A 17,682-nucleotide genomic window follows, 5' to 3' on the forward strand; every position below is an offset into this window, starting at 1 on the left:
CAAAGGGATAAATCATGACTGCGCAAAAGGAATACGTCAGTTTTCAGCATGTCCAGAAAACGTATGATGGCGAGAATCTGGTGGTTAAGGACTTCAACCTGTCGATAAAGCCCGGTGAGTTTGTCACCATGCTTGGCCCATCAGGCTCAGGCAAAACAACTTGCCTGATGATGTTAGCTGGGTTTGAAACCGCGACACGCGGCGAAATCTATATTGATGGAACACCCGTGAATAACCTTGCGCCGCACAAGCGGGACATTGGCATGGTGTTTCAGAACTACGCTTTGTTTCCCCATATGACCATTGCCGAGAATCTCGCCTTTCCGCTCAAGGTTCGCCATATGAGTGAAAAAGAGATTGAGCAAAAAGTGGCTACCGCTTTACAAATGGTGGAACTGGAACACGTTGCGACCCGTTACCCCAAGCAACTGTCTGGTGGTCAGCAGCAGCGTGTGGCCTTAGCGCGAGCATTAGTGTTTGAACCTAAGCTGGTGCTGATGGATGAGCCTCTGGGGGCATTGGACAAACAGCTTCGGGAGCAAATGCAGCTAGAGATTAAACGCCTGCATGAGAAACTTGGCATTACTGTGCTGTACGTGACCCATGATCAGGATGAGGCGCTGACGATGTCGGACAGGATAGCCGTATTCAATCATGGGGCTGTCCAGCAGTTAGCATCACCATCTGAGCTTTATGAAGCTCCCAGCAATGCGTTTGTGGCGCAGTTTATTGGTGAGAATAATCAGATAACAGGGCAGGTGATATCGCTTCAAGGGGATATTTGCCAAGTGGAGGTCGGGGGCCACCAGATACACGCAAAAGCGGTGAAAGTATCGGCAGTGTATCAGCAAACAACCTTGTCCATTCGTCCTGAAAAGATCATGGTAGAACCCGAACAAACAGAATGCGACAACCATGTCTCAGGTCTGCTGCGCGAGCTGATTTATCACGGCGATCATTACCGACTAGTCATTGATGTGGATGAGATGGGTGAGCTGATTGTAAAGGTGCCTAACGATAGCCGTCACGCCCGCAGTTTTACCCCCGGACAAACTTGCCAGTTGGGTTGGCATAGTCACGATTGCCATGCGCTTGATGGCCAAGAGCCGCTGAGAGTGGAAGGAGAAGCCGCATGAGTCGCGAACTGACAGGTTTGGGCTCGGTACTCGCATTGCAGAGAAAGCTCTCGCGCTCAAACAATGATCTTAGATCCCAGCTAAAACGTGCTGAACGCCATAAACAGATCCGCTCCCTTTTACTCATTCTTCCTTTGGTCTGTTTTATCTGCGTGACGTTTGCTTTTCCTATCATCGAAATGTTGTATCGCAGTGTCGATAATCACGCCATCCCGAAAGCCTTTCCTCAAACCGTGGAGGCGATGGAGAGTTGGGATTATCAGCAGGTGCCTCCTCTTGAAATTCAGCAAACCTTTATGAGCGAGCTGCTGGTGCGATATCAGGATAAATCGTTGCCCAAACTGGCGAATCGTATGAACATCGAAGTCTCTGGGATGCGTAGCCTGCTGATGAAATCCGGTCGTAAGCTGAGCAAGATGGAAAGCCTTCCTCAAACAACTCAAGAAATAACCAAGCTGGATAGACGCTGGGCAAAACCGCAATACTGGGCGACAATCAAGAACCTTAGTCAGCCTTACACCCTAAGCTATTATCTGGCGGCGCTAGACCTGCGTTTTGATGAGCAAGGTCAGGTCGTTCAGCAACCAGAAACTCGACAGGTTTACGTCGATCTGTTTACCAAAACCTTCGGTATGTCACTGGCGATCACCATTATCTGTTTGGTTATGGCGTATCCGGTGGCTTACCTGCTGGCGAATCTCCCTGACAAGCAGGCCAATTTGCTGTTGATTGTGGTGCTATTGCCTTTCTGGACCTCACTATTGGTGAGGACGACATCGTGGATTGTGTTACTGCAAAATCAAGGTGTGATTAACGATCTCTTGTTATGGTCGGGCATTGCAACTGAACGTCTTGCCATGATCCACAATACCTTCGGCACTATTGTGGCAATGGTGCACATTCTGCTTCCGTTTATGATTTTGCCACTGTATAGCGTGATGAAAGGTATCAGTCCGAGCTACTTTCGTGCTGCGCGCTCTCTGGGTGCGACGCCCGCAAAAGCTTTTGTCAAAGTGTATATGCCACTGACGATGCCGGGCGTTGGGGCTGGCGCGTTACTGACATTTATTCTGTCGATTGGCTTCTACATTACTCCTGCTCTGGTCGGTGGGCGCAGTGGGCAGATGATTTCCAATATGATTGCGTACCACATGCAAACCTCTTTGAACTGGGGCATGGCGGCGGCGTTGGGAGGCTTGCTGCTTGCCGTGGTTCTAGCACTGTTCTATCTGTTTAACCGCGTGGTTGGCATCAATAACATTAAGGTTGGAGGTTGATCATGGCGTTACCTGTATATTGCAGCAAAACCGAGCGCATCGGCTATTGGGGTTACTTGCTGTTTTGCACACTCGTCTTCTTGTTCCTGATTGCGCCTATTTTGATCATTGTGCCGTTATCGTTTAACGCGACGCCTTACTTCACTTTTACGGAAGGCATGCTCAATCTCGATCCAGACGCGTACTCAGTTCGTTGGTATGCGGATATGTTTACCAACAGTAAGTGGCTGTCGGCGCTGAAGAACAGTACCTTGATAGCCGTTTGCGCCACTTTGGTCGCGACCGCGCTCGGTACTTTGGCTGCGATGGGACTGGCAGCTAACAATGTTCCGTTTCGCAATACCATCATGGCATTTTTGATTTCGCCGATGATTGTTCCGGTGATCATTTCCGCTGCCGCGATGTACTTCTTTTACACTCGGCTCGACTTATCTCAAACCTTCATCGGAATCGTTCTTGCTCACGCGGCACTTGGGACGCCTTTTGTGGTGATTACCGTGACCGCTACACTTAGTGGGTTTGATCATTCACTGGTGAGAGCCGCTTACAGTTTGGGCGCGAGTCCGGTTTATACCTTTCGCCACGTCACGTTTCCGCTGATTCGACCGGGAATGATTTCCGGCGGCCTGTTTGCGTTTGGGACCTCGTTTGATGAAGTGGTGGTGGCACTGTTTATCACTGGTGTTGAACAAAGAACCGTTCCTCGTCAGATGTGGTCAGGTATCCGAGAACAAATTAGCCCAACCATTCTGGCCGTTGCCAGCTTGCTGATTTTGATGTCCGTTCTGCTGTTGCTGACATTGGAAATGTTACGCAGGCGCAATGCCCGAATTCGCGGAATTACCGAATAATACGATTCCATACTTTGCAGGATTCTTATGAGGTGAGTGACGAGTTTTAACGGTGAACTTTGCGCCTCTAACTTTCCCTGTACGCCCTGATTTGTCCCAGGGCGTTATTTTTTCTACCTGAGCGGATGTGACTCGGTGAGTCGCCGAAGCGTTTTGTTATCAGTTTGCTCAGATAACTGGTATCGCAGATCGCTACTTCATCGGCGATTGTGGTCAGTGGTGTACTGGAGTTGAGCAGTCGCCAGTAGACATACTGAAGCTTCATTTCAAGCCAGTACTGATGCGCGCTCTGCTGAGTTTGGGCCTCGAATAGGCGATCTAACTGGCGTCGACTCAGGCCTACTGAATCGGCTATCTGTTCAATGGTCTGCTTCTTATCCAGTTGTTGTCGCATGGTTCGGATAGCTCGGTTAATAATGGGGTGATGATATTGCTCATCTTTGTCTGAACGAAGCTGGTGGAATGGTTCTCGGCTCTCATCAATCAGCATGTCTGCTAGGCCTTTCAGCGCACGAGATTTGTCAAATTGACGCGAGAGGATCTCCGCCGCGAGATCGACACTGGCACTACCACCGCTACAGGTAATTCGCTTGCGATCAAAACTGAATAATCGGTCTGAGTGCACCTGTATCTTAGGGTGCAGGTCACGAAACTCTTGTTCGTGGCGCCAGTGGATCGTTGCTTCGTACCCTTCAAGTAAGCCAAGCTCGGCAAGGGTAAAGGTTGCGTTATCAATCGCAACCAGCGGAATGTTGTGAGCGGCGGCTTTTCGCAACCAACTTGCATACAGGGAGGCACATTGATGAGCTTGTCTGGCGGTGCGTGAGCCAAACAAAACCAAATAATCAAAGTGTTGAAGCTCTATGTCATCGATCAGGTGATCGACTTCGATATGAATGCCACAGCTGGCAAGCTGGCGATGCTCATGGCCTACCACTGTCCACGAACACAGTTTCTGTTCACTCAGATCGGCTTCGTCTGCGGTAAAGCGCAGTTTGTCGATAAACCCTCCTAATGCCAGCAGGGAAAAGCTTTCGCAGGGCAAGATTAAAAATCGAACTTTCGGAGTGGTGATCATGAGTGTATTCCGCTAAGCAATCTTCCTACCACTATAAACGACCAAGTAATATTTTCACTTATTACGTCCAAATTTTACCAAGTCACAATACAAGATTGACGCTATCGTCAGGCTATCAAGTTAACAATGAATGGGAGAACGTAATGCAATTTGAGATGTGGCTTGTCTATCTGGTAGCAGTGATTGGGGTGAGCTTAGCCCCCGGCCCAAATGGCATTCTCGCCCTGACTCACGGGGTAAATTACGGTCGCCGTGCCGCGAAATATACGGTGCTTGGCGGCATTACCGGATTTGTCGGGCTGATATTGATTGCCAGCATTGGTGTCGGCGCCTTAGCCATACTTTCTCCCGCTGTCATTAATGGTTTGAAGGTCGCAGGTGCGTTGTACTTGATCTGGTTGGGCATTGGGCTGGTGAGAACGCGCACGCTGACTAAAAATGAAGATGAAGAGAATGACGCTCAAGCGACTAAAGGTCTGTTTCGACGTGGTTTTTTTACAGCAGTGGCCAATCCCAAAGTATTGTTGTTCTACGTTGCGTTTTTGCCCCAGTTCATTGGCCCAGCACAGCCATTGGCGCAACAAATCCTCGTCTTAGTCGTCACTTTTGCCGTAGTGGAATTTGCGGTTGAGTATGGTTATGTACTGCTCGCGCACCATATGCAGAGCTTTCTTCATAACCACGGTGGCACGTTCAATCGTATCAGTGGCGGCGTTTTTGTTTTATTTGGCTGCACGTTACCGTTCATATGATTGAGAGAGTGGTCTGGCGCACTTTTAGTGTTGACTTTGCTTGATAGTCAAACTAAATTGATTTTCAAATAATTTGATAATCAAACTAAAGGTCCCATTTTGAAATTTGCCACTGAACATCATCACGATTTTTCTTCACACAACCAGCAAGGGGAGAAGAGGACGTTTTACGTGCTATTGCTGACATTGGCGACTATGGTGGCTGAGATTGTGGCAGGTACGGTTTATGGCTCGATGGCACTGTTGGCTGACGGCTGGCATATGGGGACTCACGCCGCGGCATTTTGTATTACTCTGTTTGCCTATCGTTATGCGAAGAAAAATGCCGGCAACGCTCGATTCTCGTTCGGTACAGGCAAAGTTAGTGTACTTGGTGGGTACACCAGCGCCATTGCTCTTGGTATTGTCGCTTTGCTCATGGTTGTGGAGTCTGTACACCGACTGTTTAACCCGGAAGCGATTCAGTTCAATGAAGCCATTATGGTCGCGGTGATCGGTTTGTTGGTGAACGTCGCCAGTATGCTTCTACTTCATGGGCATCATCATGATCACGGCCATCACCACCATGGCGAGCATGAACATCACCATGATCACAACTTAAGAGCTGCTTACATGCATGTGTTGGCGGATGCCCTCACTTCCGTACTGGCCATTGTTGCTCTGTTTATGGGTAAATTCTATGGTTGGAACTGGCTCGATGCGGTCATGGGTATTGTTGGTGCCATCGTCATTGGTAAATGGACTTTTGGGTTGATTCACCAGACCAGCCCAGTGTTACTCGATGAAAGTGTTGAGCCAGATTACAGAGAAAAAATTGAATCTGAGCTGGCGGGCTTCGCTCTGGTAAAAGATTTCCATATGTGGAAAATCAGCGGTGATCATTACTCGGCAGCGATTGCGATTGAGTCATTCACAGACAAATCCTTATCAGACTATAAACAAATGCTGGCGAAGTTTGATAAGATTCATCACCTGACCCTTGAAGTTCATCCAGCGAAACTATGCGCAACCTAGAGTTACTTAACCAAACACTTACCGAGTTCTACGACAAAATGTCCTCATGGGAGCAGTCCGTCGTCAAAGAAACGGGTTACTCTCTGGCACAAATTCATACTATTGAAGTGCTGGGGAGTTTTGGTGCACTGCGGATGAAAGAGTTGGCGCAAAAGCTGGGGATTACCACAGGCACCTTGACGGTACAGATTGAAAAACTGGTAAAAGCTAACCTGATTGAGCGTTGTGACCACCCTGAAGATCGCCGCGCGATTGTCGTCAAGTTGACGGAAGCAGGCGATGAAATTTATCAGCATCACAACCAGCTCCACCTAGCGTTAGTCAAGGATCTGACTAGACATATCAGCGATGAGCAGTCTGAGATGCTTCTAGAATGCCTGAGCAAAATGAATCAGGAATTCTAGTTCCCGTTTCTATTTCTCTATCAGTTTCTTCACACTGGCACGATAGGCTTCACTGGCTCCTGCCTCTATCGGGCTGCCGTGAGAAGGAATAAGGGCTTCAAACGACCAGTCAAAAAAGCCATTCAGCTCACTCAAATTGGGTTTTACGGCCTGCATCCAGCCCGGCCCAATCCCTGCGTGGGCAAAGAACCCCATTTTCTTCATCATAAACTTGGCGGTAAGGTTGAAGAACGCATCCGGCTCCGTCCAGTTTTGCAGACTGTCTCCGGCAATGGCGATACCTTGATCCCTTTCGAGCCAAAACAGCCCTTCGTTGAGCTTCCCTGAACCAATTTCAAAATAGCGCAGCCCTTTTAGCGGAGGCAGATGATCCACAGAGAGAATTTCGTCAGGAGTGAAGTAACGACTGTCAGCTTGATTCGGATTAACGCCATGAAAGTAGGGCGCATCCACCGACCACATAGTGGCACCGTAACGCTGCTGATAAAAAGGGTCATCCATTCCGTGAAATGCCGCCAGTCTGACAACGTGCTTAACCTCGCCTAAGGTTTCCAGCTCTTTCAGTGTCTGTTCATCTAATCGGACAGAGTTCACCAGTGTCAGCTCATCATTGTCACGAATGATGGTCATATTGCGGCTGAACTGCATGGTAAGCGGGCCGAACTTAGGGTGAGGTGCTTTGAGTTTTACGCACCCCTGTATCCAATAGAGGTCATCTCGAAACTTGGTGAGTGAGCCATGTTTTAGCGCTGGAGGAAGTGCCATCTCAAATCCCTGTATTTAAAGCTAGATTATCAGACTATATCGCTAGGCTGACCTATGCGAGAGCAGCCAAATGATTCGTGAAGCGGTTCTCATCTGGTAACCAAAAGTTAACCCTTAGCTTAGTAAGCTACTCGTACTGAAGCAGAACACCGCTGAATTTGTTACTTGTGAGAGGCTTTATGCAGCGTTTTATTCCCGAGCGATGGAAAACCATTCTGGCTTTACTGATGGCGGTGATCGCCCTAAAGCAGAACTTGTTTTTCGTCTGGGGAATGTTCTGTGTGTTTTGGAGCTGGGAGAATTTCCGCTCAAAAGAAGCTTACTTTGTCGAACGGATCGAGCTGAAGAAAAATCCAATTCTGTTCTGGATTATCGTATTGAGCTGGCTGGCAATGGGCGCGTTGTATTTCTTCATGGATAAGAACATTTTTGATTTCTTTTACCGTCTGTGAGTTGAGGGGGAACGATGAATATCTATCTGGTTAAAGCATCTGCTGGTAGCGATTACTCCAAATACAAAGCCGAAACGGGTGGGCCGCCGCAGAACATCTTTGCTGCCGCCGCGGCCACACCGAAATGGTATGGGATTGGTATGGTGGACGAAACCATTGGAATGAAAGCAGATTCTTCTCCCGATGCGGATTTGGTAGTGATTTTTATGTCGACCCCAGACGCATATCGAGCTTATGAGCTGGCTTCGCATTATCGTCAGCAAGGTAAGTGGGTGGTTTTGGGTGGCTTGCATACCAAGTTCAATCCTGAAGAAGCAGCTGAATACGCGGACAGCCTAATTTTTGGTGAAGTGGAGAACTACTGGGTTCAGCTGCTCAATGATGCAGAGCTCGGGCAACTTAAGGCTCAGTATCAAAGCAACGAACCTGTTGATTTGAGCTGTTTGAATCCATATCCAACCGACATAATTCCACCATCGGTTTACGATTATACGTGGTCGGTGGTTGTCACCCGGGGTTGTCCTTTTAAGTGCAATTTCTGTTTGGTTCCTCGATTCTTTAACAAGTTTGAACAAAGGCCCATCGCCCACATTGTGGAAGAAGTGAAGCAGCTAAAAACGCTGGGTGTCGAGTGGGTGGAACTGCATTCAGACAATCTGACTCATGATAGACAGTACGCCATGGATCTGTTTGCTGCGTTGGAGCCACTCAAAATGAATTTTTACGGTGAGACAACGGTGCTGATTGCACGTGATGAAGCGCTCTTGGCTGCTGCGAGCCGAGCCGGTTTTAAAGCGGTATTACTCGGGATTGAAACCCCGTCTGAAGCAGCTTTAAAAGCGCAAAAGAAAGGCTTCGTGAAACCAGAAAAAATGAAGGAGTACATCGCCAAAATCCGTCGTCATGGCATTGAAGTGTGGGGCGATTTTCTGTTTGGTTTTGATGAGCATGATTCGACGATTTTTAAGCAGACTCAAGCATTTGTGAAGGACATTAAAGTCGATAAAGTGATTCCACATTACATGATTCCTTTTCCGGGAACCGAGACTTTCAAAAAGCTGGACGAAGAAGGACGTATTTTGACCAAAGACTGGTCCAAATATGACGGAAGTCATCCCGTCTATAGACCTAAAAACATGACCGAAAGCGAATTGGAAGAAGGTATCTACTGGATCTGGAATAAGAATACGAGCTTCATCGACAAAATGAAGTACTGGCTGAATTAATTTCTCTTTGTTTAACTGCCAAACTTAGGTGCCCGTCTGTCACTCAGACGGGTTTTTTTTGTTTATTCTCTACCTTATTCATCATCTCTACGTGTTAACCATTCGTTTACGTTCCGCTTTCTATACTGGCTCGGTATTCACGATTAAAAGGAACTGATATGCACTTACATAAAGCCGTTTACTTACCGTTACCCCTGCTGAGTTTTAACCTTATCGCTGCGCCTGCCGTTGATGAAATGTTCGATTACTTTGATACCGATAAAAACGGATCTTTGAATATTCAAGAATTTAAAAATGGTGGCGTGGATGCGGAAGGAGAACATTGGAATCAAGGACTCTCCAAAGTGTGTTCTGAGAAAACGTTACAGGTCGCCGAGCCTGAGTTGGTCAAAACATTTAAACAACTGGATAAAGATGGCAACAGTCAGGTTTCTAAATCAGAATTCACCAAGCAAGGTACTGTGATTTACAACGCCTATTGGCAAGCGTCGTTTGACAAGGCGGACACCAATAGCGACAAGTTTCTAGGCAAGGACGAATATCTGAAACAAGCCAATGCGTATGTTGAGAAGTTGAAGACGCAATACGCTGATGCCAACATTCCGGTTGAGTGTAAAGCGGACATGGAATATTGGCAGGAGTACTACCAAAATCTCAATCAATACGCTGCGTATGCCTTTGATTACCTGGATAACAATGCGGACAAAAAGTTGAGCTACCAAGAGTACATTGGTGAGCATCTCAGATAACGCTGTGATGCATGACAAAAACAAAAAACCACCATACTTGGTGGTTTTTTTCCTATCTAGATTGCTATTTCAGCAATCCGGATAGTTTATCTTTCTCACCTTTAATCCGGAAATTTTTGAGGTTAGGCAGTAAGCGATGAAGCTGTTCTTCACTGGCGCCAAACCAACGGGCGAGCTCTGCGTAGAGCTCATCAATGGCCGTGGTGGGTATCAGCACGCCATCCCCGACATCCAGCGGGTTTTTGTCCCCTAATGTCAGAGAAGGGTAGTCGCCGTATACTTTACCGCCATTAACCGCGTCGCCCATCACTATCGTATTGCCACCCCAACCGTGGTCGGTGCCGTTACCGTTGGAGGTCAGTGTGCGGCCAAAGTCGGAGCCGGTAAACGTCACGACTTGTTCGGCAATTCCCAATTCATCAAGGCTGCGTTGAAACTCCCCAAGAGCCTTACTCAGAATGGCGAGCATGCTGGCGTGGTTGTTCAGCAGTTCATCATGGTGGTCCCAGCCAATGTAGCGCAGGAAAAAGGTTTGCTGCTGGTGGCCGAGGTTGTCGGCCGCCTTAATTGACTGAGCCACTTTGCGTAGCTCTTTAGACAACGGCGAATCAGAGAAGGTCGTTTTAACCCTGATCCCCTCAACTGCTTTACGGTAGATTTCGTGCTGAGCTTGGGATTCGCGAGTGATGGCCAAATAACTTTGTTTAAAAGGATCGTTGAGGTAGCTCTGATTGAGGCTGCTCTCAAAGTTATCCAGCAGCAACTTGTTGAGCTCGGTTGGGCTCTCATTAATGATTAACCCAACGCTGCCAGATTCCGTGATCGAATAAGGCGCGGACTGCAGGCCGTTTTGCATGATGTTGCTGCCAGCGAGTGAGATGTTCATCGGAATCGCTTCAATCGGTTTATTGGATTGAAGGGCATCTGCGAAATAGCCAAACCAGCCACGGTTGATACGCTCCCCTGGTCTAGCTGTCTGCCAGTGTTTGAACTGATCAGAATGGGACATCAAACCAAGCGGCAGAGGCACATTCCCGCTGTAAAACTGTGATTTTTCAATCGGCTTGATCATAGGGCCAGTGTTAGCCACAAAAGCGAGCTTGTTGGTATCAAACAGTCGCTGCACTTCTGGCATGCTGGGGTGAAGACCAAAACGCCTCCCTTGAGCATCCTTGTAGCCACTCAGGGCAAGAAGTTCGTTCTTGTTTAACGCCAGATTGCTGCGCGATGTTTGGTAGTCACGATAGTGACGTTCAGAGGTGGGAACCAGCATGTTGTAAGAATCGTTGCCACCATCAAGCATGATGAACACCAGTGCTTTTTTTGCTGGTTTGATGTTACCAAGTGTGTTTTTGACTGGTTTAGGCACGGCATAAACCGGCGCGGTGCCAGCAAGCATCAGCCCTGCGCAGGCAGAAGCGGCGGTGGATGATTTAATAAATTGTCGTCTTGAAATACCCATGGTTTACGCCTCCTGCACCGTGAATTCAGATGAAATTGCAATGAAGAATACGATGGTTTGAACCACCCATTCTGGCTGATCTTTGTATACAGCAAACGAAGACAGAATTTGCGGCTTGATACTTAACTGGGTTTTCCCCGTCAACAGTAGGCTGATTTCATCAATGAGAGCGCTGTGGTTTGAAGGATCTTGTGCTTTGCCAATGTACTTAGCAAAGTTGAGTTTAAGGCGATTCGCTTTGTTCGCCTGAAGAGTTTCGATGTCCAGCTCAGCGACGTTATGAATACCCGGCTGGCGACTTATCTCGGTACTGACCGCAGGCAAATAGCCACCAAAGAGCCAGTAGTACATGTAGTTGACATAAGCGATGGACGTGGCCGAGTTATGCAGCTCAAACTCCGGCGCGACCAGTCCACTGTCTTCAATGGGGCCATGTGGTGTGTAACTCGGTTTGTAGAAGTTGAACACGGTAGGAGAGGAAAGCGGGTGTTGCTCTAGTTGATCTTCAATGTCATCACCAATCACCCACAATTTATTTGACTGGTTAGAGGCATTAAATGCCCGTAAGAGCTGAGTGACTCGAAGTACAGGAGATTTCAGTTTTTGCGATTGAACCAGAGTGCTATGTTCAACGGCTGCGCTGAGAAATCTCACTTTACCCACCGGGTGCTTGAGTGGATATGTCAGGATCTCGTGAATGGCATTCTTGAGGTTACCCTGTGGACCAAACGCAACGGCTACGGCTTCGACGTACTCTGCACTGGGGTTGGAAGTCACCAACTGGTTAATGAGCTTAGTCGCGATAAACGGTGCCGTACTCGGGTAAGAGACCAGTTTATTTGCTACAGTGCGAATTTCTTGTTGAGCAGAAGTATTCCTGCGCAGCAAGATGTGTCCGTTGAGCAATGATTTCTCCTGTCTGTCATGATAGCTCTCTTCAACTTCCATTGGCTGAGTCATATTCACAAATGGGATAGTTTTGTAGCGCTTGTCGATACCGTCTTCAAAGCTGACTTGGTAACCGTTGTAATCTTTACTCCAAAAACTGTTTTCCCACTCAAACTGATAACTCACTGCTTTGAGGCCAGTGAAGACTCGGGCGAGTTCTTTGATATCTCGATTGTCGTAGGTAGCGATTGGATGACCATGTTGGTTAGTTTTACGAGTGCCATCAGGATTGAGCTGATAGAGGCCAATTGAAAACAGCTGCATGATCTCACGTGCGTAGTTTTCATCAGGATGGATACGCTGTGAAGGATCGGCTTTACGATTGTTCATGTGACTAAGGTAGACCCCCATACATGGGTGCATGGAGACGTCATAGAGTAAGTCAGCGTAGCTGCCAAAAGCGTGTTTGTAGAGCAGATCGTAATAGCTCGCCATACCAATCGCATCTAACTCAAGTACAGAGTTGTCGGAAATAACCAGAATTTCACTCAGTGCCTGTGCGACCCGATGACGAAGCAGATTTTCGTTGTTTTCCAGCGTTTTTTGCCACCAAGCCATATGGAAATACCACTTGTACGGCAAAGCTGGATTGTTGCCATCACCATCTATCGCTCTTTGACCATGGGCATTGACGAGCTTGCTTCTGAAATACTGCCAGATCTCACGAGTAGTTGACTCATATGAGTGACCTAGAGAGGGCGTTGATTTGAACTCGTTCGCCAACCATTTTTCGATCCCTTGTTGAGAGACAGAGTCGATAAGCTTTTGATCCGCGCCAAGTGTGGCTTGCATTAAGAATCGACTGACCTGCTGTTTGGTGTGCTTCATCAGATTGTCCTTGTGTTGATAACGCTGGAGCCAACAAGGTCACGTTGGATAACGTAGCACTGCGAAACCTGACTCCAATTCGTCCTTCTTTTTCAGTGTAAGATCGAATGATAAAAACAGATGGGTTAACTTTTGGTTATCTCAATAACAACAGATGGGTTGCCTATAACAAGTTATTTGATAGGGTGAAATTATTAACCGTGTGGATTTATTTATGCTGTTGATTTGTGATCTTAATTCGCTTTTTCAAAGCCTTATCAATGCCATAAGCATGAAATGCGTATTGGTTCACGGTTTTGCTGGGGAGTAAATTTACACTGCGAAAAAATTAATCGACACAGTTCGAACATAACAACATCAGGACCTCTACATGAAAAAGAACATCATTGCCCTTGCTCTTGGTGGCGCGCTGGCGCTTACTGCTGCTCCTTACTCTTTGGCTGCGAACGACGCGACGGTTCAAGCGTCAACGGACTACGCGCAGTTCGTCACTAAACGCCAAGTGGTGGATCAATTGTTGGCAGATGCAGTCACTGCATTTAAGTCACCAGCGCGTATCTCACACGCTGGTTTTACGGCAAAAATGCCAAGCAATATGGAAATCGTTACGAATCGACTTCTGGAAGCGTATGAGCTTGAGCCTTACCGTACCGATTTGCTCATTTCGGCCGCGAATGCGCAGATCTACAACAAGAATGTTGACCGAGCGATTGAACTGTTTGAACAAGCTTTGGCAGTGGCGCCTGATGATGTTGATTTGCATGCCTACTTAGCCGTTTGGCAACGCTTTAAAGGCAATGATGCTGAATCAAGCAAGCATATGGAAAAGCTGAATACATTAAATGCAGGCAAAGCGGCTGACATTACTCGTCTCTTTGAAACCGTAGATCGCGTGTTGGCGACACCGCTGAAAGACTCAGCGGACAAAGGTAAGCTGGATGACAAAGGGGCAATTGTGACTTTGGGCTACGCACTAAATCCAGATGGCTCGATGCATGAAATTTTGATTCAACGCCTAGAAACAACGTTAGCTATGGCGAAAGCCAACCCTGATGCATTAATTGTGTTAACGGGCGGGGTGCCAAAGAACCATAAAACGGAAGGCAAACTCATGGCAGATTGGTTGATTTCTAAAGGTGTAAGTAAAGATCGCATCATTGAAGAAAACTATGCGACCAGCACAGTCGGTAATGCGTTGTTCAGCAGTTACGCTTTGGCTCGTCATGGCATCAAACACGCCACTATTATCAGCTCTGCGAGCCACGTACGACGTGGGCAGACTCTGTTTGAAGTGGCAAGCTGGCAAACAGGCCCGCAAGGTATTACGTTCGACACGGTAGGCTACCCAGACAAACCGCTAAAAGAGCTGGCAAAGGCTAGCGATAGCGAGCTGCTGGGTATTTACCGAGATGCTCTACGAACTTACGGTATGTGGAGTTACCGTTCTTACCCACTTGAATCACGCTAAGTCACCTTATATAAAACACCAAGGCTACATCAGTAGCCTTGGATAGCTGTGAGCCATTCATGCAGAACCAAGGCTTGCCTGCGATTACTGGACCATAGTGATCCGCCAATAGACTTGCCCGCTTATCATAATCGGACAAACAGAGACACTGAAATAAATTCAATATATTGAGTTACTTACATTTCAAAATACACCCTCTTTTGTAACTAAATTTTACCTATCCCTTACCCCAAATTTCATTCTGTAAATAGCTACTTTAACGCGTACATAAGTTATTTTAACTCGATAACTAACTAGGCATGAAATAGCTAAATCGACGTGATATTAGCCGCATAACGACACGAATACAGCGTATTGACCAGATAATTAGGTTGGAAAGTGCTAGCTTATTTTTAGATCATTATTTATCTGATTAGTGAATCTAAAAACCTTATTCAAGCGTGAAGTAAACAATATAAAATTAACTTAAAGGTAAACTTATGTTTAGGATGAACAAGATAGCGACTACGTTGGCGTGTATTGTTTTAAGCGGCAGTTTATATGCGGCGGAACCTTATGACTCAACCAAGGCCTACTCCGGTGGCTCACAAGTCACAATTGATGGGAAGACATATGAAGCCAAGTGGTGGGCTAACGCTGGTCAAAGCCCAACGGATGAGTATCCAAATGAATGGGACTCGCCGTGGAAATTGATCAGTGATACAACGCCGGACCCAGACCCGACACCGGACCCAGACCCGACACCGGACCCAGACCCGACACCGGACCCAGATCCGGCACCGGACCCAGATCCGACACCGGACCCAGATCCGACGCCAGACCCAGATCCTGCCCCCGGACCAGTTGATGACTTATGTGTTGAATTCAATGTGTATCCGAACTGGACGCGTGGAGATCATGCGAATGGTGGGGACATCATGGTGAACGACAATGTCGCTTATAAAGCGAATTGGTGGACTGCTTCTGTTCCTGGTAGCGATGATAGTTGGGGACATCACCTGAATTGTGATAGTACACCTCCGGGTACGGCACCGTTACTGTCACTACCAAATCCAATGGACCCTGTGCGTCTTGAAGTGAGCGGGTGGCCAAGCAATTTTGTCGTGACTAGCCCTGCGACATTGAATGCACCTGCGACGCTAGTGATCGATACTATCGGTAGCTCGGATCTCTCTGATACAACGAAGTTAACTAATGCGTTTGTATCTCTTATTCAAGCAGTAGAAGTTGCGGGTTCAACATCGGTCATTATCAATAGTGATGTACTGGATGCTGCGACTGCAGACAAAGGCCAAGCATTAGGTGCCATCGCGGTTAAGCAAGCGCTTACTGCTGCTGTTGATGCGACAGGTAGCCAAATTGATATCAATGATATCAATGTGCTAAGTGACGATGCACAAGGTTGGGCTCAGGCGTACAATCTGGTTATCTCAACACTTGCGCCTCAAGCCACGTTCGGTTGGACATTAAGTATCGGTGATTTTGTTTACGATACTCACTCTGGTCGCAGAGCGGTTTGGAATGCAGCGTCAGGCGCAACGTCCGATTTATTGTCTAGCTTTGAACTGTATAAAGCTGAGTCGTTGACCAAAGCAGACTTTGTTGCTTTCACCAAATCAAGCACATCGCCTGCTCTTACTGATGAGCAGTGGCATTACGCTTTGGAATACGTCAAACAAGTAACTGATTATCTCCAAACGCCAGCACTGCTGTCTTCCCTTCCTACCACGCAAACCGCGTCTTACTTCTTGGGGAATACGAATGGTGACCGCCATATTCGTAAGGCCGCACACAGCAATATCTTCGCCATTTCGTTTGATACTGATACGGCGGATTTGAGTGATAAAATTGCTCGCTACCAAAGCGCCACTGTTCCGCTTTATTATGCTGGAGAAAGTGTCACGAATGGGCCGTTAACTCGCATTGATTCATTGAACAATGAGTTAGCCAGTGCAGAAACAGCAATGAACAACCAAGCATTCCTGTTTGAAACACCTCAATCACAGTGGATTCCTTCAACGGTGTACAAGTGGGCTGATTTCTTAGCGGGCCTTAACTCTATGCACAACGTTGGTGTAGCAGGGAATACCTTCTGGCTGTTGGATGACGTGGCAGATGATGCAACGAATACTATTTATGCCAAAGTCGCCATTGCTGCATTCTTGTCGCAGAGTATGCAAGAGACGATTCGTTACAATGCTTGTGATGAAAACAACTGGTCTGAAGTGAGATACGGTGCACCTGTTAACTACCCTATGACTGCAAGCTGTGGTCAGCTAGGTCAGAAGTATGCTGACTATGGTATGGATCCGGTGACGGGTCAGGATCACCCATACTCTTGTCCTCGTGATCCGAAGATGGAAGTGAGCGCACTAACCAATGCCAAGTGGTATGGTGCACCTGCCCCTATCTTCGCAGCTCCGGACTCGGTGTTGGAAGAGCAAGGACTGTTAGTGAACGGTAATGTTGGGCGCTGGACGAACAGCGGTCACTGTAATGAAGTGCCAACTGTTGTCGATACGTCGAAACAGGTATGGGAGCGTGATGAATGTAAAGTCTACGCTGATCAAAAAGCAGGCTCGTTTATTTGGGACGGCACTGATACTAACGGTACTGTCCAAGGATGTGGTTGGTGGGGCCGTGGTGTTATTCAAACCACAGGCCGTCAGAACTTCGGTACATTGAACCACTTCATGGGCCGTTCGCACGTAGACCCTGATACCGTCGGTACAACAGTGAATGGGGTTACGGTAGAAGCACCACCTGCTAACCCACTTTATGCTGACCTTGATTTCTGTTCTAACCCTGGGCTGATTTGTAGCTCGGAAGAGAATAGAGAGATCAAGTGGATTGCGGGCTTGTTCTATTGGGTAACCTCGGTACAAGCGTACAACGATGAAGGTGGTCCATACGCACACTGGAACTATCACACTGAGTTGAAGAAGTATGTAGACGGTGGCTTGCAAGGTACTGAGTTTATTGATGCAGTATCCGGTATCGTCAACCGAGGTTGTCCGGATCACACTTGTCCGGTGAGTGGTGAAGTTCACGCGATTAAAGAGCGACAAGATAACTTCAAGCTTGTTCTACAAACTCTTGGTCTTAACCCTCAGTAAAGGTGCTTGGGGGTAACCCTTAGCTGATACCTTCACAACAAATGGCTCCCAATGAAAGGGAGCCATTTTTATACCCATCTCTAGCTTCTACCCACTGATTTTATATTGCTACTGGTATTACTTCTTCGCCTATCCAGTATTGGTTAACCCTATGGG

General features: G+C 47.4%; 15 protein-coding genes. 11 read left to right on the forward strand and 4 right to left on the reverse strand.

All coding sequences use genetic code 11. From position 1 onward, the window contains the following. Nucleotides 1–14 precede the first annotated feature (14 nt). The 3 genes from QMA41_RS21670 to QMA41_RS21680 are packed head-to-tail and all read left to right on the forward strand — an operon-like array spanning nucleotide 15 to nucleotide 3,264. Entirely contained in the window at nucleotides 15–1,136 is a 1,122-nt protein-coding gene (locus QMA41_RS21670) for an ABC transporter ATP-binding protein (protein WP_281630588.1), read from the forward strand. After that, nucleotides 1,133–2,413, forward strand: a complete 1,281-nt coding sequence (locus QMA41_RS21675) for an ABC transporter permease (RefSeq protein WP_281630589.1) — start codon at nucleotides 1,133–1,135, stop codon at nucleotides 2,411–2,413. The genes QMA41_RS21670 and QMA41_RS21675 overlap by 4 nt, the downstream gene beginning before the upstream one ends. 2 nt (nucleotides 2,414–2,415) lie before the next feature. Next, complete coding sequence (locus tag QMA41_RS21680; RefSeq protein WP_281630590.1) at nucleotides 2,416–3,264, forward strand: ABC transporter permease; 849 nt, start codon at nucleotides 2,416–2,418, stop codon at nucleotides 3,262–3,264. A gap of 67 nt (nucleotides 3,265–3,331) precedes the next feature. Here the strand turns inward: QMA41_RS21680 and QMA41_RS21685 are convergent, their stop codons facing one another. Then, nucleotides 3,332–4,342, reverse strand: coding sequence for a helix-turn-helix domain-containing protein (locus QMA41_RS21685; protein WP_281630591.1), 1,011 nt, complete (start codon nucleotides 4,340–4,342; stop codon nucleotides 3,332–3,334). A gap of 143 nt (nucleotides 4,343–4,485) precedes the next feature. On the opposite strand from QMA41_RS21685, the gene QMA41_RS21690 reads away from it, so the two are divergent. The 3 genes from QMA41_RS21690 to QMA41_RS21700 all read left to right on the forward strand — a co-directional run bounded on the left by QMA41_RS21690 (nucleotide 4,486) and on the right by QMA41_RS21700 (nucleotide 6,512). Continuing rightward, nucleotides 4,486–5,094, forward strand: coding sequence for a LysE family translocator (locus QMA41_RS21690; protein ID WP_281630592.1), 609 nt, complete (start codon nucleotides 4,486–4,488; stop codon nucleotides 5,092–5,094). Nucleotides 5,095–5,193: 99 nt separating this feature from the next. Continuing rightward, a complete protein-coding gene (gene dmeF, locus QMA41_RS21695; protein WP_281630593.1) occupies nucleotides 5,194–6,108 on the forward strand; it encodes a CDF family Co(II)/Ni(II) efflux transporter DmeF in 915 nt (304 codons plus the stop codon). After that, nucleotides 6,096–6,512 (forward strand): MarR family transcriptional regulator, encoded by a 417-nt coding sequence (locus tag QMA41_RS21700; protein ID WP_045987554.1) that lies wholly within the window; start codon nucleotides 6,096–6,098, stop codon nucleotides 6,510–6,512. The genes dmeF and QMA41_RS21700 overlap by 13 nt, the downstream gene beginning before the upstream one ends. A 9-nt stretch (nucleotides 6,513–6,521) precedes the next feature. On the opposite strand, the gene QMA41_RS21705 is transcribed toward QMA41_RS21700, so the two are convergent. Beyond that, complete coding sequence (locus QMA41_RS21705; RefSeq protein ID WP_281630594.1) at nucleotides 6,522–7,277, reverse strand: hypothetical protein; 756 nt, start codon at nucleotides 7,275–7,277, stop codon at nucleotides 6,522–6,524. Nucleotides 7,278–7,456: 179 nt separating this feature from the next. On the opposite strand from QMA41_RS21705, the gene QMA41_RS21710 reads away from it, so the two are divergent. The 3 genes from QMA41_RS21710 (at nucleotide 7,457) to QMA41_RS21720 (ending at nucleotide 9,704) form a co-directional block, all read left to right on the forward strand. Next, nucleotides 7,457–7,729, forward strand: coding sequence for a hypothetical protein (locus QMA41_RS21710; RefSeq protein ID WP_019275375.1), 273 nt, complete (start codon nucleotides 7,457–7,459; stop codon nucleotides 7,727–7,729). A 14-nt stretch (nucleotides 7,730–7,743) separates the two neighbouring features. Further along, the gene (locus QMA41_RS21715; protein WP_019275376.1) at nucleotides 7,744–8,955 is read left to right on the forward strand and encodes a radical SAM protein; all 1,212 of its coding nucleotides are present in this window, start codon (nucleotides 7,744–7,746) and stop codon (nucleotides 8,953–8,955) included. Nucleotides 8,956–9,113: 158 nt separating this feature from the next. Beyond that, complete coding sequence (locus QMA41_RS21720) at nucleotides 9,114–9,704, forward strand: EF-hand domain-containing protein (RefSeq protein ID WP_277685767.1); 591 nt, start codon at nucleotides 9,114–9,116, stop codon at nucleotides 9,702–9,704. A 64-nt stretch (nucleotides 9,705–9,768) separates the two neighbouring features. Here QMA41_RS21720 and QMA41_RS21725 read toward each other — a convergent pair whose 3' ends face one another. Together QMA41_RS21725 and QMA41_RS21730 are read right to left on the reverse strand one after the other, a co-directional pair. Continuing rightward, nucleotides 9,769–11,166: a DUF1501 domain-containing protein gene (locus tag QMA41_RS21725; protein WP_281630595.1), complete on the reverse strand. Its 1,398-nt coding sequence runs from the start codon at nucleotides 11,164–11,166 to the stop codon at nucleotides 9,769–9,771. A gap of 3 nt (nucleotides 11,167–11,169) precedes the next feature. Then, nucleotides 11,170–12,942: a DUF1800 family protein gene (locus tag QMA41_RS21730; RefSeq protein ID WP_281630596.1), complete on the reverse strand. Its 1,773-nt coding sequence runs from the start codon at nucleotides 12,940–12,942 to the stop codon at nucleotides 11,170–11,172. A gap of 370 nt (nucleotides 12,943–13,312) precedes the next feature. On the opposite strand from QMA41_RS21730, the gene QMA41_RS21735 reads away from it, so the two are divergent. Both QMA41_RS21735 and QMA41_RS21740 read left to right on the forward strand, forming a co-directional pair. After that, nucleotides 13,313–14,410, forward strand: coding sequence for a YdcF family protein (locus tag QMA41_RS21735; RefSeq protein WP_043010810.1), 1,098 nt, complete (start codon nucleotides 13,313–13,315; stop codon nucleotides 14,408–14,410). Nucleotides 14,411–14,889: 479 nt separating this feature from the next. Beyond that, complete coding sequence (locus QMA41_RS21740) at nucleotides 14,890–17,526, forward strand: cellulose-binding domain-containing protein (protein WP_281630597.1); 2,637 nt, start codon at nucleotides 14,890–14,892, stop codon at nucleotides 17,524–17,526. Nucleotides 17,527–17,682: the final 156 nt, after the last annotated feature.

Source organism: Vibrio sp. St2 (assembly GCF_947311885.1).
In the GTDB taxonomy this organism is placed as follows: Bacteria; Pseudomonadota; Gammaproteobacteria; order Enterobacterales; family Vibrionaceae; genus Vibrio; species Vibrio coralliilyticus.

Coding starts and splice junctions, on each gene's coding strand:
- QMA41_RS21670 (WP_281630588.1), top strand. CDS start 15: ATGACTGCGCAAAAGGAATACGTCAGTTTTCAGCATGTCCAGAAAACG.
- QMA41_RS21740 (WP_281630597.1), top strand. CDS start 14,890: ATGTTTAGGATGAACAAGATAGCGACTACGTTGGCGTGTATTGTTTTA.
- QMA41_RS21720 (WP_277685767.1), top strand. CDS start 9,114: ATGCACTTACATAAAGCCGTTTACTTACCGTTACCCCTGCTGAGTTTT.
- QMA41_RS21735 (WP_043010810.1), top strand. CDS start 13,313: ATGAAAAAGAACATCATTGCCCTTGCTCTTGGTGGCGCGCTGGCGCTT.
- QMA41_RS21680 (WP_281630590.1), top strand. CDS start 2,416: ATGGCGTTACCTGTATATTGCAGCAAAACCGAGCGCATCGGCTATTGG.
- QMA41_RS21690 (WP_281630592.1), top strand. CDS start 4,486: ATGCAATTTGAGATGTGGCTTGTCTATCTGGTAGCAGTGATTGGGGTG.
- QMA41_RS21685 (WP_281630591.1), bottom strand. CDS start 4,342: ATGATCACCACTCCGAAAGTTCGATTTTTAATCTTGCCCTGCGAAAGC.
- QMA41_RS21675 (WP_281630589.1), top strand. CDS start 1,133: ATGAGTCGCGAACTGACAGGTTTGGGCTCGGTACTCGCATTGCAGAGA.
- QMA41_RS21725 (WP_281630595.1), bottom strand. CDS start 11,166: ATGGGTATTTCAAGACGACAATTTATTAAATCATCCACCGCCGCTTCT.
- QMA41_RS21715 (WP_019275376.1), top strand. CDS start 7,744: ATGAATATCTATCTGGTTAAAGCATCTGCTGGTAGCGATTACTCCAAA.
- QMA41_RS21710 (WP_019275375.1), top strand. CDS start 7,457: ATGCAGCGTTTTATTCCCGAGCGATGGAAAACCATTCTGGCTTTACTG.
- QMA41_RS21705 (WP_281630594.1), bottom strand. CDS start 7,277: ATGGCACTTCCTCCAGCGCTAAAACATGGCTCACTCACCAAGTTTCGA.
- QMA41_RS21700 (WP_045987554.1), top strand. CDS start 6,096: ATGCGCAACCTAGAGTTACTTAACCAAACACTTACCGAGTTCTACGAC.
- QMA41_RS21730 (WP_281630596.1), bottom strand. CDS start 12,942: ATGAAGCACACCAAACAGCAGGTCAGTCGATTCTTAATGCAAGCCACA.